This window comes from Massilia genomosp. 1 (assembly GCF_011682185.1).
GTDB classification, from domain to species: Bacteria; Pseudomonadota; Gammaproteobacteria; order Burkholderiales; family Burkholderiaceae_D; genus Telluria_A; species Telluria_A rubra.
This window is the reverse complement of the sequence record NZ_WHJF01000122.1, coordinates 1-18137: the sequence shown is the minus strand read 5'-3', so window position 1 is coordinate 18137 and position 18137 is coordinate 1. Positions and strand designations below refer to the sequence as shown.

Sequence of the window (18137 nt, the reverse complement as noted above, 5' to 3'; positions counted from 1 at the left end):
AAATGAGATTAGCCATGATTCCGCCGCCGTAACCGATCAGATTTCCTCCGATATCACGAAAAAGCGATGAAAAATCGTGCTCTCCTGATGTCGGCCAGTTCGGAAAAATCGTTTTGCAATTGGCTCGTTAGTAAGAAACGCCTGACTTTCTGCATCTAATCGTGGATCGCGAGCCATAAATTAAAATAGGGTTGGTTGTAGAAGTCTTACTAATCGACCCTCTGTTTCACGGAGCGCTTCACTCATTCCAAGAGAGTCAGTGAGATTAAATCCAAGCAGCCGAGGGGACTTTATTCTGTCAGATACACCCAGGTCGCTTCCGAATCTGGCGTCCAATTTCATCAGATGTTGGGCGATCGAAAGTGCCGCCTGTGGTGGAACGGCATTGCCAATTTGTTGCGAAACGGCATTCACAGGTCCGGAAAACTCATAACTATCCGGAAAGCTCTGTAATCTCGCGCACTCTCGAAGCGTTAGTGCTCGGTGCTCGGTTGGATGGATAAATTCGCGCGTCGCCGCACCGGTGATGGTCAGGCAATTGAGGTCGGCATGAAGGCGTTTTATTCCAGACGGTGCTCCGCCCCGATTTTCAGTCGGCGTTCCGTCGCTAACTCGCCGGAATGCACGGCGGCGAAAGGATGGATGCCACAACTCTTCGGGGAGATGTTTCATTGATTGCCCTGGTGCAAGCATGGAAAATCGCTCGACATCCTCGTCATCGGTGGAATGCCAATGGAGCGAGACCGCCGTAGATTCATTTTTCCCTCGCATCAGCGCATCATATTGTGATGCCGGTGTACTGGTCGAGTACCCGACTAACATCGACCTGTCGCGAGCAGCATGCCCAAGGCCTGCTAACGCTTGATTTATAGAAGGGGCAAATGGTTTGGCTGACCGCTTCTTGGATTTTCCCGAGTCAAATGAATAGACTTCTTCGGGGAACTCGAAATCGATGCCGAGTCTGTTGCCAATGATGACAACCCGTTTTCTTGTTTGTGGTACTCCATATGCTGCAAAGTTAACTTTTTGCAGTCGCACAGAATAGCCGAATAGTAAGAAACGCTCCACCAAGGCGGCGACTGCTTCGCCTCGACCTGAGGTTAATAACCCTTCCACATTCTCAAATACAAACCAGCGTGGATTGACAGTCTTTACGATTTCTAAATAATTGAAGATCAAGGCATTGCGCGGATCAACCGCATTTCTCGCACCGGCAGTGCTGAATCCTTGGCAAGGCGGGCCGCCGATGACGGCAAGCGGCTCTTTGCCCGACAGTATTTTGGTGAAAAAATCGGGGTCGGCGGTCCCTAGGTTTAGTTCAAAACACGCTGACCCGAGGTTGTTCCGGTAGGTACTGCAGGCATCGGAATCTATTTCCGCTCCTGCAACGGGCTTCAATCCAGCAAGGCTAAAACCATACGACAGTCCACCAGCCCCAGCAAAAAGGGCAAGGACATCATCTGAAGATTGGCACGTTGATTGTTTCATTTTCGAAATATTGACAGGTTAGCCTGATGCTCAATGTCTGGCGATTGATGTTGCATTGTAGCTAGCTTCTTGATGCTCATCATTGAGCGCTCAATTTCTTGGCAGTTCATCGGTTAAATTTTGCGACCTTGAACGGGCAGAGTGCTATGCGGGTCTAACATTGTATAGACATCGTCTTATTGCCAGTCGCAATTACGTTAGAAATCTCTTGGATGGTGTGTCGAGGAATGAGGGTATGGATATTGGGTCGCGCGCCGAGCCGAGAGTGGACCGGAGCCAAGGGCTGCGAATCCAGCAAAGCAAAACGCCCACTTGCATGAGTGGGCGTTTCGTGAAGCATGTTCTTGGTGGCCCGGGGCGGAATCGAACCACCGACACAAGGATTTTCAATCCTCTGCTCTACCGACTGAGCTACCAGGCCAAGGGTCGCTATCATAGCAGCCCCCGGCCGGTCTGGCTAGTGCGGGTTTGAGTATTGCTGTCACGCCCGCACCGCACCGCCGCTCTTGCCGCCTATTTCGGCATCACGACCGTATCGATCGCGTGGATCACGCCATTATCGGCCGCGATATCGGTTTTGCTCTGTCGCACCGATATTGAACCGGTACGCAGTCAATTTATCGTTATTCCCGGGTCAGGTCGAGTGTATGCGCCGGCCTGATTGCATCATAGCGGTTCAAAAGCGGTTCATGACCGGCCTTGCTATTTCTCGCGACGCGAGCGCCCGGCGACGTCAATGTCGCGGCCGATTATCAAAAAAGGGAGGGGGAAAGTGACGAGCAGGAATGCAAAACGCCACCCGAAGGTGGCGTTTTTCAATTCTTGGTGGCCCGGGGCGGAATCGAACCACCGACACAAGGATTTTCAATCCTCTGCTCTACCGACTGAGCTACCAGGCCAAGAGGCATGATTATAGACACCCGATTCCCACTTTGCAAGGCCGACTGGCAACTTTGTCGATAAATCCTTCCGCTGCCGCAAAAAACTGTCTGCTTCCCAGCCGCTATAATGCTCTGTATGACTAGTCCAAATTCTTCTTCCGCGCGTCATCAGAGCGCGGTGTGCATCGTTGGCAACGGCGCCATCGCCAAGACAACCGCGCTCGGGTTCGCCCAGGCCGGTCACAGCGTCACCGTGCTGGTCCCGCCATCGGCCCCCATCACCCCCGCCGCCACGAGCGGCGAGCAGCCCTGGGATGTGCGCGTCTACGCGCTCAACCACACCGCGCACGGCTTGCTCTCCACGCTCAAGGTGTGGGGCGCGCTCGACATGGACCGGGTGGCCGCGGTCGACGTCATGGCCGTCAACGGCGACGGCGCCAAGCCGGGCGACCTGGCCTTCGATGCCTTTGGCGCCCATGTCGGCGCGCTGGCCTGGATCGTCGAAGACCGCAACCTGAACCAGGCGCTCGACGCCGCGCTGCGCTTCGCCGCCAACGTCACCATCGTCACGGGCCGCGCCGTCAGGCTGGCCAGCGACCTTGACGGCGCCAGCGTGCATCTGGACGACGGTAGCGCCATCGCCAGCGCGCTGGTGGTCGGCGCCGACGGCGGCCAGTCGTGGGTGCGCGGCCAGTGCGACATCGGGGTCGACTACCGCGCTTACCACCAGCGCGCCGTGGTAGCCAACTTCGCCTGCGAAAAACCGCACCACGGTGTGGCGCACCAGTGGTTCACCGGCGAAGAAGGGATCGTGGCGCTGCTGCCGCTGCCGGGAAAACGCGTCTCGCTGGTCTGGTCCGCGCCCGATGCGCTGGCCGACACCATCATGAACGAAAGCATGGGCGAACTGGCCGTGCGCCTGGCGGTGCTGGCCGGCGACAAGCTGGGAGAACTCAAGCCCCTGCAACCGGAGGCGGTCAAGGACCTGCCGCTGGTGCTGATCCGCCCGCACGCCATCGTCGCGCCGCGCGTGGCGCTGGTGGGCGACGCCGCCCACGTGGTCCATCCGCTGGCCGGCCACGGCATGAACCTCGGTTTTGCCGACGTGTCGGCGCTGCTCAAGACCATCGCAGCGCGCGAGCCGCAGCGCGCCATCGGCGACGAGCGCGTGCTGGCACGCTACGCGCGCGCGCGCAAGGAAGACATCCTCTTGATGCAGCTTGCCACGGACGGCCTGGCGCGCCTGTTCGGCACCAACCTGGAGCCGGTGCGCATCGCGCGTAACCTGGGACTGAATTTGCTGGACAAGTTGCCATTGCTGAAGCGTCGACTGATGTCGCACGCCATGGGCAAGTAGGCTGTTAAAGAAATCGGAGAAGCTATGTTAAAGAATACACTCGCGTTGTTCGTGTTGGCCGCATTGTCCGCCACTGTCGCCAACGCCGCCCCGGCTCCCGCCGCCGCCAAAGCGGGCCTGGAAGAGACCATCAGGAAGCGCATCGAGCCTCGCCTGGGCAAGGATATGAAGATCGAGTCGATCAAAAAGACGCCTTACAGCGGCCTGTACGAGGTGCGCGCCAATGGCGACATCATCTACACCGACGAAGCCGGCGAGTACCTTATCTTCGGCCAGGTGGTCGACGTCAAGACCCAGCGCAACCTGACCAAGGAGCGCGTTGACGAGATCAACATGATCAATTTTGCCGACCTGCCGTTCCAGCATGCGCTCAAGCTGGTCAAGGGCGACGGCAAGCGCACCATCGCCATCTTCGAAGACCCGAACTGCGGCTACTGCAAGCGCTTCCGCCAGACCACGCTCAAGGAAATCGACAACGTGACGGTGTACACCTTCATGTACAACATCCTGTCCGAGGATTCCTCGGTCAAGTCCAAGAACATCTGGTGCGCGCCGGACCGCAACAAGGCCTGGGATGAATGGATGATCGAGAACAAGGCAGCGCCGGTTGCCGCCGCCAACTGCGCCAACCCGAACGACAAGGTGTTCGAACTCGGTCGCAAGCTGCGCATCGAGGGCACGCCGGCGATCTTCTTCGCCGACGGCAGCCGCATTCCGGGCGCGATCGATACCAAGGGCCTGGAAGCCAAATTCGCCACCCTGAACAAGACAGCCAAGCCGGCTGCCAAACCTGCCGCGCCAGCCGCCGCAGCCGCGCCAGCGCCGGTCGCGGCAAGAAAATAGCACATATAAAAACAGCAGTTCAAAGCGCAGTAACAAGACAAGGGAGCAGTACATGGTTACTTTGAATATCAACGGCCGCGATATGCAGGTCGACGCCGATCCGGCCACGCCCATCCTGTGGGCGTTGCGCGATAACCTGAACATGACGGGCACCAAATTCGGCTGCGGCGCGGCCCTGTGCGGCGCCTGCACGGTACACCTGAACGGCGACGCGATCCGTTCGTGCATTACGCCGATTTCGGCCGCCGCCGGCCAGAAGATCACCACCATCGAAGCGATGGAGGGCGATGCGGTCGGCAAGGCCGTGCAGGATGCGTGGGTCCGCCACGACGTGCCGCAATGCGGCTACTGCCAGAGCGGCCAGGTGATGAGCGCCACGGCCCTGCTGCGCACCAACAAGAAGCCGACCGATGCCGACATCGACGGCGCCATGAGCGGCAATATCTGCCGCTGCGGTACCTATCAACGAATCCGCGCGGCCATCAAGGATGCGGCGACCACGTTAGCCTGAGGAGAGCCGCATGCGTACCGAATGGATCAACCAGGCGGAGTTGACACGCCCGCCTGAAGGCGGCATGTCGCGCCGCAGTTTCATGAAAGCCGGCGCGGTCGCCACCAGTGGCCTGGTGCTGGGCTTCTTCATGCCCGGCGCGAACAAGTTCGCGCGCGCGGCAGATGCCGCCGCCAAGCCGGTGTACGCGCCCAACGCGTTCCTGCGCATCGCGCCGGATAACAGCGTCACCGTCATGGTCAACCGGCTCGAATTCGGCCAGGGCGTACACACCGCGCTGCCGATGCTGATCGCCGAAGAACTCGACGCCGACTGGTCGCAGATGCGCGGCGAACTGGCTCCCGCCGGCGACGTCTTCAAGGACCCCGCGTTCGGCATGCAGATCACGGGCGGCTCGGGCACCATCGCCCACTCGTTCATGCAGTACCGCGAAATCGGCGCCAAGGCGCGCGCCATGCTGATCGCCGCCGCCGCCGCGCAATGGAAGACCAGTCCGGCGCAGCTGAGCACCGCCAGCGGCTTCGTGCTGCACCCGGACGGGCGCAAAGCCAGCTACGGCTCGCTGGCCGACGCCGCCATGAAGCAGCCGATGCCCGCAACGGTGGTGCTCAAGGACGCCAAGGATTTCCGCTTTATCGGCAAACCGGTCAAGCGCCTCGACGCGCTGGCCAAGTCGAGCGGCAAGCAGCAGTTCGGCATCGATTTCACCCTGCCCGACGCCAAGGTGGCCGTGGTGGCGCACCCGCCCGTGTTCGGCGCCAAGGTCGCCAAGCTCGATGCGACCAAGGCGCGCGCCATCAAGGGCGTGATCGAGGTGTTCGACATCGCGCTTGACCGCGGCGGGCGTGGCGTGGCGGTGATCGCCGACGGCTACTGGCCGGCCAAGCAAGGCCGCGAGGCGCTGGTGATCGAGTGGGATACCAGCGCGGTCGAGAAGGTCACTACAAGCAAGCAGATGGCCGAGTTCAAGGCGCTGGCCAAAAAACCGGGCACCATCGCCAAACAGGCCGATGTGAGTAAACTCGCCGGCGCGCCGAAGAAAATCTCGGCCGTCTACGAATTCCCGTACCTGGCGCACGCGCCGATGGAGCCGCTCAACTGCGTGGTCGATCTCAAGGCCGACAGCTGCACCGTGTGGGCCGGCACCCAGATGCAAACGGTCGACCATGCGGCAATCGCCGCTACGGCAGGCCTGAAAGCCGAGCAGGTCACGCTCAACACCATGATGGCGGGCGGCGGTTTTGGCCGGCGCGCGGTGCCGTCGTCGGACTACCTGGTCGAAGCGGTCAACGTCGCCAAGGGCTACAAGGCGGCCGGCAAAACCGGTCCGGTCAAGGTGATCTGGAGCCGCGAAGACGACATCAAGGGCGGCTACTACCGTCCCTCGCACGTACACCGCGCCGATATCGGCCTGGACGCCAAGGGCAACATCCTCGCGTGGGACCACACCATCGTCGGCCAGTCGATCATCAGCGGCACGCCGTTCGAGCCCTTCATGATCAAGGATGGCGTGGACCACACCATGGTCGAAGGCATGGGCGCACCATACGACGTACCGCTGAAGCTCTCCGTGCATAACGCCAAGGCCAACGTGCCGGTGCTGTGGTGGCGCTCCGTGGGTTCGACCCACACCGCCTTTGTGATGGAAACCCTGGTCGACGAAGCCGCGCACGCGGCCAAGATGGACCCGGTGGCCTACCGCAAGAAGCTGATCGGCGAAAAGCATGTGCGCCACCTGGCTGCGCTCGACCTGGCGGTCGAAAAATCCGGCTACGGCAAGCGCAAGCTGGCCAAGGGCCGCGCCTGGGGCGTGGCGCTGCACGAGTCGTTCGGCTCCGTGGTCGCGTACGTGGTCGAAGCATCGGTGCTCAAGGGTGTACCCAAGCTGCATAAAGTCACCGCCGGCATTCACTGCAACCAGGTCGTCAATTCATTGACGATCGAAGCGCAGGTGCAGGGCGCGGTGCTGATGGCGCTCGGTACCACCTTGCCCGGTGCGGCCATCACGCTCAAGGATGGTGTGGTCGAACAGCAGAACTTCGGCGACTACACCGTGGCGCGCATGAGCGACATGCCGCAGGTCGATGTGTACACCGTGGCGTCGAGCGATGCGCCGACGGGCATGGGCGAACCTGGTTTGCCGCCGCTGGCGCCGGCGTTCGCCAATGCGCTGTTCACGCTGACGGGCAAGCGGCTGCGCAAGCTGCCGTTCGACCTGAAGGCCGCCTGAACCCGCGCACGGCCATGATCCCTGTCGGCATCCTGCTGGCGGCCGGCAGGGGGCGTCGTTTCGATCCGACTGGCGCAGCGAGCAAGCTGCTCCAGCCTTTGCCTGGCGGCGAGCTGCTTGTCGCCGCCAGCGCCCGCGTTTTACTCTCTTCGGTGGATAAAGTGATCGCCGTCGTACGGCCTGACGACGGCGGCGTGGGCGACTGCCTGCGCACGCTCGGCTGCATCGTCACCGTCTGCCCGGACGCCGACAGCGGCATGGCCGCGTCGCTGGTGCATGCAATCGGCCATTCGCCGCCGGATGCGCCATCGTGGCTGATCGCGCTGGGCGACATGCCGTATGTACGCGCCGGTACCATGCTGGCGCTGCGCGCCGCGCTGGAGCAGGGCGCGCCGATTGCGGTTCCGGTGCATGCCGGCCAGCGCGGCAACCCGGTCGGCTTTGGCCGCGTGCATCGCGAGGCGCTGCTGGCGCTGCGCGGCGACCAGGGCGCGCGCGCCATCCTCAAGGTACACCCGGTGAGTGTTGTTTCGGTCGACGATCCGGGCGTTGTTTCGGACATCGATACAGTCGCGGACCTGTTAAAAACCATTACACTCGCGTAAGGTGGACAGCTTGTGCTGGTCCATCTCCACGAACTACCCATTGAACATGAAAAAACCGACACCCAAGAAGCCGGCGGCTATCCAGTACGCCATTGTTCCTAAAGACCTGGGCGGACACCTGTTCGACGTCACCGTCACCGTGGCCGCACCATCGCCCGAAGGCCAGGTGTTTGCCCTGCCCGCGTGGATCCCGGGCAGCTACATGATCCGCGAATTTTCGCGCAATATCGTCCAGATCCGCGCCGAATCGAACGGCAAGCCGGTCGCGCTGACAAAGCTCGACAAGCATTCCTGGCAAGCCGCCCCGGTGGCTGGCGCCTTGAGCGTACAGTATGAAGTCTACGCCTGGGACCTGTCGGTGCGCGCCGCGCACCTGGACCAGACCCACGGCTTCTTCAACGGTACCAGCGTCTATTTGCGCGTGCTGGGGCAGGAGCAAACGCCGCACGAAGTCGACATCCAGTGCCCGCTCGACGCCGCCGCCAAAACCTGGCGCGTGGCCACCTCGCTGCCGGAACTGGGCGCGAAGCGCTACGGCTTCGGCACCTACGTCGCTTGCGACTACGATGAACTGATCGACCACCCGGTCGAAATGGGCGACTTCGCTCTGGCCACATTCAAGGCGCACGGCATCGTACACGACATCGTTGTCTCGGGCCGCGTGCCCAACCTCGACATGGCGCGCCTGCAAGCCGACCTGAAAGCCATCTGCGAAACCCAGATCGCCTTTTTCGAGCCGCGCTCCCGGCGCGCACCGATGGAGCGCTATGTCTTCCTCACCTTGGCCGTGGGCGACGGTTACGGAGGGCTGGAACACCGCGCATCGACCGCGCTGATTTGCGCGCGCGCCGACCTGCCCAGCACCACCGCGCCCAAGGTGGCCGACATCGGCGAGGGTTACCTCAAATTCCTCGGCCTGTGCAGCCATGAGTATTTTCATACCTGGAACGTCAAGCGCATCAAGCCGGCCGCGTTTGCGCCGTACGACCTGCAGAACGAAACCTACACTGCGCTGCTTTGGCTGTTCGAAGGCTTCACCAGCTACTACGATGACCTGATGCTGGTGCGCAGCGGCATCATCGGCGAAGCGGCCTACCTCAAGCTGCTCGGCAAAGCCGTCAGCGGCGTGCTGCGCGGGAGCGGGCGCACCAAGCAAAGCGTGGCCGATTCGAGCTTCGACGCCTGGGGCAAATACTACCGCCAGGACGAGAACGCGCCGAACGCCATCGTCAGCTACTACGGCAAGGGTTCGCTGATCGCGCTCGCGTTCGACCTGACCATCCGCACCAAAACCGAGGGCAAGAAGTCGCTGGACGATGTGATGCTGGCGCTGTGGCAGCGTTACGGGCGCGACTTTTTTCAAGGCGTGGGCCGTGGCGTGACCGACGCCGAAGTCGAGGCGCTGTTCGACGAGATCAGCGGCCTGAAACTCAAGCCGCTGTTCGACAAATATGTGCGCGGCACGGCCGACCTGCCGCTGGCCAGGCTGTATGCGCCGTTCGGCGTCAAGCTGGAAGACGTACGCAAGAACGCCAAGCCGGCCTTCGACGTCGGTATCGGGCGCGATGGCGGCGACTGCAAATTGACGCAGGTGCATGAAGGCGGCGCCGCCCATCGCGCGGGCCTGTCGGCGGGCGACATTCTGGTGGCGGTGGAAGGCTTGCGGGTGTCGGGCAACCCGGCCAACCTCGATGCGCTGCTGTCGCGCTACAAGGTGGGCGACACGGTCGGCGTACACGCCTTCCGGCGCGACGAGCTGATGACGTTCTCCGTGCAGTTGCAGGGCGACCGTGTGCCGGACGTCAAACTGACGCTGGTCGACGAGCGCAAGAAAGTAGCGGGTCCGGCGCGTCCGAGCGCGCCGCGTTGAGAAGGCCCCCCGCCGCTCGCGCGGCGGGAAATGCGCGAAGGTCTGGTCAGCTGAACAGGCGCTGCAACTCCACACCCGGTTCCGGCGCGCGCATGAACGCTTCGCCGACCAGGAAGGCATGCACATTGGCGTCGCGCATGCGCTTGACGTCGCCTGGCCCCATGATGCCCGATTCGGTGACCACCAGTTTCTCGGACGGGATGCGCGGCAGCAGGTCGATGGTCGTTTGCAGCGATGTCTCGAAGGTGCGCAGGTTGCGGTTGTTGATGCCGACCAGTTTCGTATCGAGCTTGAGCGCGGCCGTCAGTTCGTCGCCGTCGTGTACTTCCACCAGCACGTCCATGCCCAGTTCGTGCGCGCAGGCTTCCAGTTCGGCCATCAGGCCGTGGTCCAGGGCCGACACGATCAGCAAAATGGCATCGGCGCCCATCGCGCGCGCTTCGTAGACCTGGTACATATCGATCATGAAGTCCTTGCGGATCACCGGGATCTCGCAGGCGGCGCGCGCCTGTTTCAGGTACTCGACCTGGCCCTGGAAGAACTGCACGTCGGTCAGCACCGACAGGCACGCCGCGCCGTGGCGCGCGTAGCTTTCGGCGATGTTCGCGGGACGGAAGTCGGCGCGCAGCACGCCTTTCGAGGGTGAGGCTTTTTTGACTTCGGCGATCACGCCCGCGTGGCCGGCCGCAATGTGCTTGCGCAGGCTCGCTTCGAAGCCGCGCAGGCCGCTGCGCAAGGTGCCATCGGTTTCGACTTCGCGGCGCAGGCTGGCCAGGTCGCGGTGTCTTTTTGCGGCGGCGACTTCGTCAGCCTTGACCGCCAGGATTTTGTTGAGGATATCGGACATGGAGAGGCCTTAATTTGGTTTGGAGAGCGCGAGCTTGATGCCGAGCCAGATGAACAGGCCGCCGGTGAGGCGGGCAAGCCACAGCGATACATGTGGATTGACCTTGATGCGGGCGCTGGCCTGCGCCGTGAACAGCGCCAGCGAGGTACACCACAGCATGCCGTTCAGGTTGAAGATGCAGCCGAGGATGACAAACGCCAGGGCCTTGCTCGATGCGTCAGGGGAGATAAATTGCGGCACGAAGGCGAGGAAAAATACCGCCACCTTGGGGTTCAGCACATTCGTCAGGAAGCCCTGGGCGAAGATTTTAGCGTATGGCAGCGGCGGTACGACGATTGGCGCAGCCGGGTCGCGCCGTTTGCTGCGCAGCAGGCCGACCGCCATGTAGATGATGTACGCCGCGCCGATGTACTTGACGACCATGAAGGCGGTCGCCGACGTGGCCAGGATGGCGGACAGGCCGAGCGCCGCCGCCAGCACGTGGATCATGGTGCCGGCGCCGATGCCGAGGGTGGCGGCCACGCCGGCGCGCCAGCCCTGGGTGGCGCTGCGCGTCATGATCAGGAGCGAGTCCGGGCCGGGCATGATGTTGAGCAGCAGGCCGGAGAGGATGAACAGGGGGAGGTCGTGGATGCCGAACATGGCGCAAAATCCTAGCCGTCATTCCCGCGCAGGCGGGAATCCAAGGCGTAGTCGCTTAACGTAGGCGTCTTAGATTCCCGCCTGCGCGGGAATGACGGTTTTGAGTTTTGAGGCACAGGCATCTTCCAGTCGATACTACGACGTTCAGGCACCTAACTGCTGGGTCACCTGGACAAACTGGTCAACCTTTGCCCGCGCCGCGCCCGATTCGATCGCCTCGCGCGCTTTTTTCAGGCCATCTTCAATCGAACTGGCCACGCCCGCCGCATACAAGGCCGTACCCGCATTGAGCGCCACGATATCGTACGCCGCACCCGGCTCGCCATTGAGCGCTTCCATCATCTTGATCTTCGACTCTTCCGCGTTCGCCACCTTCAGGTTGCGGCTGGCGATCATCGGCAGGCCGAAGTCTTCGGGATGAATCTCGTATTCGCGGATTTCGCCGTTGACCAGTTCACCGACCATGGTGGCCGCGCCGAGCGAGACTTCATCCATATTGTCGCGCCCATACACCACCACCGCATGCTGTGCGCCGAGGCGCTGCAGCACGCGCACCTGGATGCCCACCAGATCCTGGTGGAACACGCCCATCAGGATATTCGGCGCGCCGGCCGGATTGGTCAGCGGCCCGAGGATATTGAAAATGGTGCGCACGCCCAGTTCGCGCCGCACCGGCGCCGCGTGCTTCATGGCGGCATGGTGGTTCGGTGCGAACATGAAGCCGATGCCGGTCTGCGCGATCGACTGCGCGATCTGCTCGGGCGAGAGGTTGATGTTCGCGCCCAGCGACTCGATCACGTCGGCGCTGCCGGACGACGACGACACGCTGCGCCCCCCGTGCTTGGCCACGCGCGCGCCGGCGGCGGCGGCCACGAACATCGCCGTGGTCGAAATATTGAAGGTGTGGGCGCCGTCGCCACCGGTGCCGACGATGTCGAGCAGGTGGGTGGTGTCGGCCATCGGCACTTTTGTCGAGAACTCGCGCATCACTTGCGCGGCGGCGGCGATTTCGCCGATGGTTTCCTTTTTCACGCGCAGGCCGAGCGTGAGCGCGGCGATCATGGTCGGCGACATTTCGCCCGACATGATCTGGCGGAACAGGTGCAGCATCTCGTCGTGGAAAATTTCGCGGTGTTCGATGCAGCGCAGCAGTGCTTCTTGTGGGGTGATCGGCATGACAGCTCCTTGATACGGGCAGGTGTTAGCGTTCGAGAAAATTCTTCAACAGGGCATGGCCATGCTCGGACAGGATCGATTCGGGGTGGAACTGCACACCCTCGATATCGAATTCCCTGTGCCGCACGCCCATGATCTCGCCGTCGTCGGTCCATGCCGTCACCTCCAGGCAGGCCGGGAGCGACGCGCGCTCGATCGCCAGCGAGTGGTAGCGGATGACCGTAAACGGACTCGGAAGATTCTTGAACACGCCCACGCCGGTGTGCGCGATCACTGAAGTTTTGCCATGCATGACCTGCTTGGCGCGAATGACCTTGCCGCCGAAGGCGGCGCCGATGGCCTGGTGGCCGAGACACACGCCGAGGATCGGCAGCTTGCCCTTGAACTGCTCCAGGATGGAGATCGAGATCCCGGCTTCGGCCGGAGTCTTGGGACCGGGCGAGATGCAGATGCGGTCCGGCCGCATCGCGCTGATCTCGTCGATCGTGATTTCGTCGTTGCGCACTGTGCGCACGTCTTCGCCCAACTCACCGAAATACTGCACCAGGTTGTAGGTGAACGAGTCGTAGTTATCGATCATCAGCAGCATCTCAGATCTCCCCATCCAGGCCGTCTTGCACTTGCTCGGCTGCGCGCAGGACCGCGCGCGCCTTGTTTTCGGTTTCCTGCCATTCCATTTCTGGAATCGAATCGGCGACGATGCCGGCGGCGGCCTGCACGTACAGCATGCCGTCCTTGATCACGCCGGTGCGGATCGCGATCGCCACATCCATCTCGCCGCCAAACGACAGGTAACCGCAGGCGCCGCCGTAGATGCCGCGTTTGGTCGGTTCGAGTTCGTCGATCACTTCCATGGCGCGCACTTTCGGCGCGCCGGTCAGGGTGCCGGCCGGGAAGGTCGCGCGCAGCACGTCCAGGTTGGACATGCCGTCCTTGAGCGTGCCTTCGACATTCGAGACGATGTGCTGCACATGCGAGTATTTTTCGACGACCATGCGCTCGGTGACCTTGACGCTGCCGATCTCGGAGATGCGCCCCAGGTCATTGCGCGCCAGGTCGATCAGCATGACATGTTCGGCGATCTCTTTCGGGTCGGCCAGCAGCTCTTTCGACAGTTCGGCGTCGCGTTCGGGCGTGGCGCCACGTGGGCGGGTGCCGGCGATCGGGCGCAGGGTGACTTTTTTGGTGCCGTCGGACGCAGTCTCGTTGCGCACCAAAATCTCGGGCGAGGCGCCGACGATCTGCATGTCGCCGAAGTTATAGAAGTACATGTACGGCGACGGGTTCAAGGAACGCAGGGCGCGGTACAGGGTCAGTGGATTGTCCACGTAAGGCTTGCGGATGCGCTGGCCGATCTGCACCTGCATCAGGTCTCCCGCCATCACGTATTCGTGGGCGCGCGCGACCGCCTTGAGGTAATCCTCTTTGCTGAAATCGCGCACCGCTTCGGTACGCACCGAGCTCGATGTGACCGGTGCGTCGACGCCACGGCGCAGCATCATGCGCAGGTCTTTCAGGCGCTGGCGCGCCTTGGAATACGCTTCCGGCTGCGCGGTGTCGGCGTACACGATCAGATACAGCTTGCCGGACAGGTTGTCGATGACCGCCAGTTCCTCGGTCACCATCAGCTCGATGTCGGGCAGGCCCAGGTCGTCCTTCGGCTGGGTATCGGCCAGCTTGCGCTCGATGTGGCGCACGGTGTCGTAGCCGAAGTAGCCGGCCAGGCCGCCGCAAAAGCGCGGCAAGCCCGGACGCAGCGCCACTTTGAAACGCGCCTGGTACTGTTCGATGAAGTCGAGAGGATTGCCGTCGTGGGTTTCGATCACGCTGCCGTTTTTGACGATCTCGGTGCGCGCGCCGAAGGTGCGCAGCACCGTCGTGGCGGGCAAGCCGATGAAGGAATAGCGGCCAAAACGCTCGCCGCCGACCACCGATTCGAGCAGGAAGGTGTTCTTTCCGGCGTTTTGGGTCTGGGCCAGCTTGAGGTAGAGCGTGAGGGGCGTTTCGAGATCGGCGAAGGCTTCCGAGATCAATGGAATGCGGTTGAAGCCTTCGTTGGCCAGCGATTTGAATTCGAGTTCGGTCATGCTTTTCTCCATGCCGCCATGGCGTGTGCGCGGGCGGTGGGTTTCAAAAAACCTGCCGGCGCAAAAAGGCGGCCGACAGCAATCAATACGGGGTCACTTAGCCCAGGATTGCCAGCGTCGCCAAAGCCAGGCCTCAATCGAGCCGGTTTGGGTGACATTGTGTTTTTTGATGAAAAACATATGTGGTGGAGGTTTAGTGTGCGTTGTTGTTGTGCGAACGAATCCGCATTGCAGCATCTACAAGTGAGATAACTATACCATCGGAATCGGTTTCGTGTATAGCCCGCCCGTGGTTGTAACCATACGGTACCGTCAGCACAAAGCAGCCGGCCGCGCGCGCCGCTTCGGCGTCGTTGGATGAGTCGCCGATGGCCACCACCTGCGACGGCGCCAGGTCGAAGTCGGCGCAGACCTGCAGCAGCGGCATCGGGTCGGGTTTTTTGCGCGGCAGCGAATCGCCGCCGTAGACCACCTCGAAATACGGCGCCAAGCCCTTTTGCGCGAGCAGCGGGGTGGCAAAGGCGATCGGCTTGTTGGTCACGCAGGCCAGGCGCAGGCCGTCGGCTTTCATCGCTTCGAGGCCCTCGATCACGCCGTCATACAGCGCGCTATGGTCGCCGTTGATGGCCAGGTAGTGGCTCTGGTAGAAGGCCATGGCGTCCTCGAAGCGCTGTTCCACGCCGGCGGCGTCGTTGTCCAGCGCGAGCACGGCGCGGATCAGGTTTTCGGAGCCTTTGCCGATCATCAGCGCGATTTGCTGCTGCGTGATCGGCGCGTAGCCGAATTGTCCGCGCATGGCATTGATGGCGACGTGGAAGTCGGGCAGGGTGTCGAGCATGGTGCCATCGAGGTCGATGATGACGCCGTGTATGGGGCTGTGCCCGGACTTGCGAGAGTTGGTCAACATGGGATAGGGTCGGTTAGGGGCGTCGAGCGGATGGCGCAGCGCAGACGCACGGGCGCATTCGTCGATCCGCGATCGGGCACTCTGTGGATGCGGGGCAGCTGGCCGCGTCGCCATGCGGCATGGCTGCCATCACAAGGCGACGGGACGTTTATTGAGCCGCCGGGGTTTCGGGTGCAACTGCTTGACCGGATTGGTCGGGGGCCTTGTTGGTCCGGACGATTGTCGCGAGCGTCGATCCGCCAGCCTGTTCGCAATTGGGGGCGGCACCGGTCCACTTGACCGACTGGCCGCGCACCACGGGACGTACCAGACGCCATGGGAAGAAGCCAAAGCGCTGCGAGCCGGCATAGTTAATAATGGCGTCGCCACCTTCCGCTCTGGCGCGTTGGGACAATTCCCCAAGGAGCTCCGCAACGCCGCCATACGTCCCCTTAGCCACTTTGACTTTCCTTAGCACCGTGTAGGTGAACTCGGCTGGCGGGACGCCAGCGAAAAAGCAGAAATTGTTCGGATCGGACTTTGGCGCCGCCTCTTCCGCCGCAGAGGCGGTATTGAGGAAGGCAAGCGAAAGGAGGCAGCAAAGCGAAATTTTATTCATGTTGAGGTGTGGCTTTCGTTAAATTTTAGTGCAAATTGGTAATATTTCAGTGCAGGGAGCGAGTATGAGCTGAAATTGGCAATTCATCAATACGGCGTGTTATCGTTCTGCGCCACCTTGCGCATCTGGTTGACGTGGAATGGGCGCAATGAGCTTGGGAGGATGTTCGCGGATCTGGCATCGTCGCGCCTCCTGTGACCGGTTTGATACAAGCGGCGGGAACCTCGCGCCACGCAGTGGTGCCAGACCTCGACAAGAGTAGCGATGGGCGCAGATATTCATTTCTTATCTCTGCGTCCCATTTTCACGATGCAGCTGGTTGACGCTGTCCGGGTTCAGGCTCGTGATGGCAGGCGCAGGCCACGTGGAACGGGGTTTGTCGCTGGAGTGCCGCCCGACCATCGGCATGATCGCCAACATCGAAGAGCGTGGGTACTTTTGCCGCATGATTTTCTGGTTCGACCTGTGAGCGCGGTGGTGTTCATGCGGTCATGTATGCAGGGAACGTATCAACCATGCGAACGGCTTTGCGCATCGCCCGCCGGATCATCTTCTGCTCCCGTTTCTCTGGTCTTCCAGGCCCTCGATCACGCCGTCATACAGCGCGCTATGGTCGCCGTTAATCGCCAGATAGTGGCTCTGGTAGGAGGCCATGGCGTCGGCGAAGCGCTGTTCCACGCCGGCGGCGTCGTGGTCCAGCGCGAGCACGCCGCGGATCAGGTTTTCGGAGCCTTTGCCGATCATCAGCGCGATTTGCTGCCGCGTGATCGGGGCATAGCCGAATTGCCTGCGCATGGCGTTGATGGCCATGTGGAAGTCGGGCAGGGTGCCATCGAGGTCGATGATGACGGCGCGGATCGGGGCGTGCTGGGACTTGGTAGAGTTGGTAAACATAGAGTAAAGTCGGTAGAGATGGCGAGATGATACGGTTTCTTGTTCAGGGGCCTCGAAGAACCTGGTGCATGGCGTCTGCCTTTGCATCCGCGCCGCCGGTGATGCTTGCCAGCGTATTTGCCACAACCCTTTCAGAAAACACCATTGATACCTCCAATTGCGGCGAGCCGCGTCCGGTTCATGTCGCGTCGTGTCGTCGCCGTGCTTCGCATCGGCCTGTTGATGATATTTCTCGCGCTCGTCGTGTGGGGCTGGTCCCTGCCCAGGGAGGTGCAGTTCGGTTCGGGAGTGACTGCCCGTCGCGCCGTGACGGTTGACGAGGCGCGCACGACAGGAGCCATCCAGGGCAAGGTCGTCGATCTGGAAACTGGCTTGCCGCTTCAGGGTGTGCTGGTCTCTGTCGACCACGACAGCCCCACGTCGGACTGCGTTTCTGACCGGACGGGAGCGTCGGGCGAGTTTGGACTGGCGCTGCTGGTGCCGGGTGTTGTGACGGTCGACATCGGTCGGACCGATCTGCTGGCGCAACGGCGAGATGTTGCCGTCGAGGCCGGCAAGACCACGCGGCTGAACGTCAAGCTAGCCAAAGCGCCACCGCCGTGCTGCCAACTGGCAGGCAAGTGGAGGGTAGAGTTGACGATTGATCCGGGCACGCCCTCGAATGTATCCGCAAGCAATATCAGCGGGACGGTTCGGTTCAGGTCGGGCTTGTGGGCGCGTGTGACGGCGCCATCCGATCCGGATAGGGCCCTGTACCAGGAGTACGGCAGCTTTCATATCGATTGGCGGCCCTTCCTGGGTTATTGGGCAACAGAGGTGGCCAAAGATGTATACGCTCCGGACAATGGCTGGATGGCGGCATATATGTTCAATGACGCGGCTGGCACCGTCCTGAGCGAGGACCGCGTTGAGATGATCTTCCAGGGAGGACTTTCCCATCACCGGATCTCGCTGAGCGGCAATATCGACAAGGACGGTATCCTGCGCGGCCGCTGGTGCAATATGGGTTTTACCTGTTCCAGCACAGGCGATTTCGTGATGACGAGAATGTAAGCATCCCCGCACGCTAACAGATTGATCGGTTGCGCGGCAAACCTCGCCCTTCAGGGCGGGGCGGGGTCAAGAGCGCGGACGGCGCAGCCGTCCGGTTTGGTGCGTCTAGTGCGGCGTCTGCTGCTGTTCGATGTACTGCCGGATAACG

The 18137-nt window shown here is 61.9% G+C and carries 18 protein-coding genes and 2 tRNA genes; 8 read left to right on the top strand and 12 right to left on the bottom strand.

Going from position 1 to position 18137, the window contains the following annotated elements:
• Positions 1-180: 180 nt before the first annotated feature.
• From F1735_RS28990 to F1735_RS28975, 4 genes are all read right to left on the bottom strand, one after another.
• Positions 181-1488 (bottom strand): DNA cytosine methyltransferase, encoded by a 1308-nt coding sequence (locus tag F1735_RS28990; protein ID WP_167240153.1) that lies wholly within the window; start codon positions 1486-1488, stop codon positions 181-183.
• A gap of 345 nt (positions 1489-1833) precedes the next feature.
• Positions 1834-1909, bottom strand: a tRNA-Phe gene (locus tag F1735_RS28985).
• A 92-nt stretch (positions 1910-2001) separates the two neighbouring features.
• Positions 2002-2079 carry a fasciclin domain-containing protein gene (locus tag F1735_RS38335; RefSeq protein WP_373888597.1) on the bottom strand — a complete coding sequence of 26 codons (78 nt, stop codon included), beginning with the start codon at positions 2077-2079 and terminating at the stop codon, positions 2002-2004.
• 232 nt (positions 2080-2311) lie between these two features.
• Positions 2312-2387 (bottom strand) — tRNA-Phe (locus F1735_RS28975).
• 118 nt (positions 2388-2505) lie between these two features.
• Here F1735_RS28975 and F1735_RS28970 point away from each other — a divergent pair.
• From F1735_RS28970 to F1735_RS28945, 6 genes are read left to right on the top strand one after another with little or no spacing between them, the layout of a single operon-like run.
• Positions 2506-3726 carry an FAD-dependent monooxygenase gene (locus F1735_RS28970; RefSeq protein WP_167240152.1) on the top strand — a complete coding sequence of 407 codons (1221 nt, stop codon included), beginning with the start codon at positions 2506-2508 and terminating at the stop codon, positions 3724-3726.
• A gap of 24 nt (positions 3727-3750) precedes the next feature.
• Positions 3751-4569: a DsbC family protein gene (locus F1735_RS28965; RefSeq protein WP_167240151.1), complete on the top strand. Its 819-nt coding sequence runs from the start codon at positions 3751-3753 to the stop codon at positions 4567-4569.
• A 52-nt stretch (positions 4570-4621) separates the two neighbouring features.
• Complete coding sequence (locus tag F1735_RS28960) at positions 4622-5080, top strand: (2Fe-2S)-binding protein (protein ID WP_167081809.1); 459 nt, start codon at positions 4622-4624, stop codon at positions 5078-5080.
• A gap of 10 nt (positions 5081-5090) precedes the next feature.
• The gene (locus F1735_RS28955; protein WP_167240150.1) at positions 5091-7310 is read left to right on the top strand and encodes a xanthine dehydrogenase family protein molybdopterin-binding subunit; all 2220 of its coding nucleotides are present in this window, start codon (positions 5091-5093) and stop codon (positions 7308-7310) included.
• A 14-nt stretch (positions 7311-7324) separates the two neighbouring features.
• Entirely contained in the window at positions 7325-7915 is a 591-nt protein-coding gene (locus F1735_RS28950) for a nucleotidyltransferase family protein (protein ID WP_167240149.1), read from the top strand.
• Positions 7916-7961: 46 nt separating this feature from the next.
• Entirely contained in the window at positions 7962-9785 is a 1824-nt protein-coding gene (locus F1735_RS28945) for a M61 family metallopeptidase (protein WP_167240148.1), read from the top strand.
• Positions 9786-9831: 46 nt separating this feature from the next.
• Here F1735_RS28945 and trpC read toward each other — a convergent pair whose 3' ends face one another.
• From trpC to F1735_RS28910, 7 genes are all read right to left on the bottom strand, one after another.
• Positions 9832-10632 carry an indole-3-glycerol phosphate synthase TrpC gene (gene trpC, locus F1735_RS28940; RefSeq protein WP_167240147.1) on the bottom strand — a complete coding sequence of 267 codons (801 nt, stop codon included), beginning with the start codon at positions 10630-10632 and terminating at the stop codon, positions 9832-9834.
• A gap of 9 nt (positions 10633-10641) precedes the next feature.
• The gene (locus F1735_RS28935) at positions 10642-11274 is read right to left on the bottom strand and encodes a LysE family translocator (protein ID WP_167240146.1); all 633 of its coding nucleotides are present in this window, start codon (positions 11272-11274) and stop codon (positions 10642-10644) included.
• A gap of 144 nt (positions 11275-11418) precedes the next feature.
• Positions 11419-12450, bottom strand: a complete 1032-nt coding sequence (trpD, locus tag F1735_RS28930; RefSeq protein WP_167223974.1) for an anthranilate phosphoribosyltransferase — start codon at positions 12448-12450, stop codon at positions 11419-11421.
• Between the two features lie 25 nt (positions 12451-12475).
• Positions 12476-13039, bottom strand: a complete 564-nt coding sequence (locus tag F1735_RS28925) for an anthranilate synthase component II (protein ID WP_167223976.1) — start codon at positions 13037-13039, stop codon at positions 12476-12478.
• A gap of 1 nt (position 13040) precedes the next feature.
• Positions 13041-14537: an anthranilate synthase component I gene (gene trpE, locus F1735_RS28920; RefSeq protein WP_167240145.1), complete on the bottom strand. Its 1497-nt coding sequence runs from the start codon at positions 14535-14537 to the stop codon at positions 13041-13043.
• Positions 14538-14730: 193 nt separating this feature from the next.
• Entirely contained in the window at positions 14731-15444 is a 714-nt protein-coding gene (locus F1735_RS28915; RefSeq protein ID WP_167240144.1) for a phosphoglycolate phosphatase, read from the bottom strand.
• A gap of 148 nt (positions 15445-15592) precedes the next feature.
• Positions 15593-16042 carry a hypothetical protein gene (locus F1735_RS28910; RefSeq protein WP_167240143.1) on the bottom strand — a complete coding sequence of 150 codons (450 nt, stop codon included), beginning with the start codon at positions 16040-16042 and terminating at the stop codon, positions 15593-15595.
• A 346-nt stretch (positions 16043-16388) separates the two neighbouring features.
• On the opposite strand from F1735_RS28910, the gene F1735_RS37565 reads away from it, so the two are divergent.
• On the top strand, positions 16389-16511 hold the full coding sequence (locus tag F1735_RS37565; RefSeq protein WP_267876707.1) for a hypothetical protein: 123 nt from the start codon (positions 16389-16391) through the stop codon (positions 16509-16511).
• Between the two features lie 77 nt (positions 16512-16588).
• Here the strand turns inward: F1735_RS37565 and F1735_RS28905 are convergent, their stop codons facing one another.
• The gene (locus F1735_RS28905) at positions 16589-16936 is read right to left on the bottom strand and encodes a hypothetical protein (protein ID WP_167240142.1); all 348 of its coding nucleotides are present in this window, start codon (positions 16934-16936) and stop codon (positions 16589-16591) included.
• A gap of 180 nt (positions 16937-17116) precedes the next feature.
• Between F1735_RS28905 and F1735_RS28900 the strand changes: the two genes are divergently transcribed.
• The gene (locus F1735_RS28900) at positions 17117-17989 is read left to right on the top strand and encodes a carboxypeptidase-like regulatory domain-containing protein (RefSeq protein ID WP_167240141.1); all 873 of its coding nucleotides are present in this window, start codon (positions 17117-17119) and stop codon (positions 17987-17989) included.
• Positions 17990-18137 lie beyond the last annotated feature (148 nt).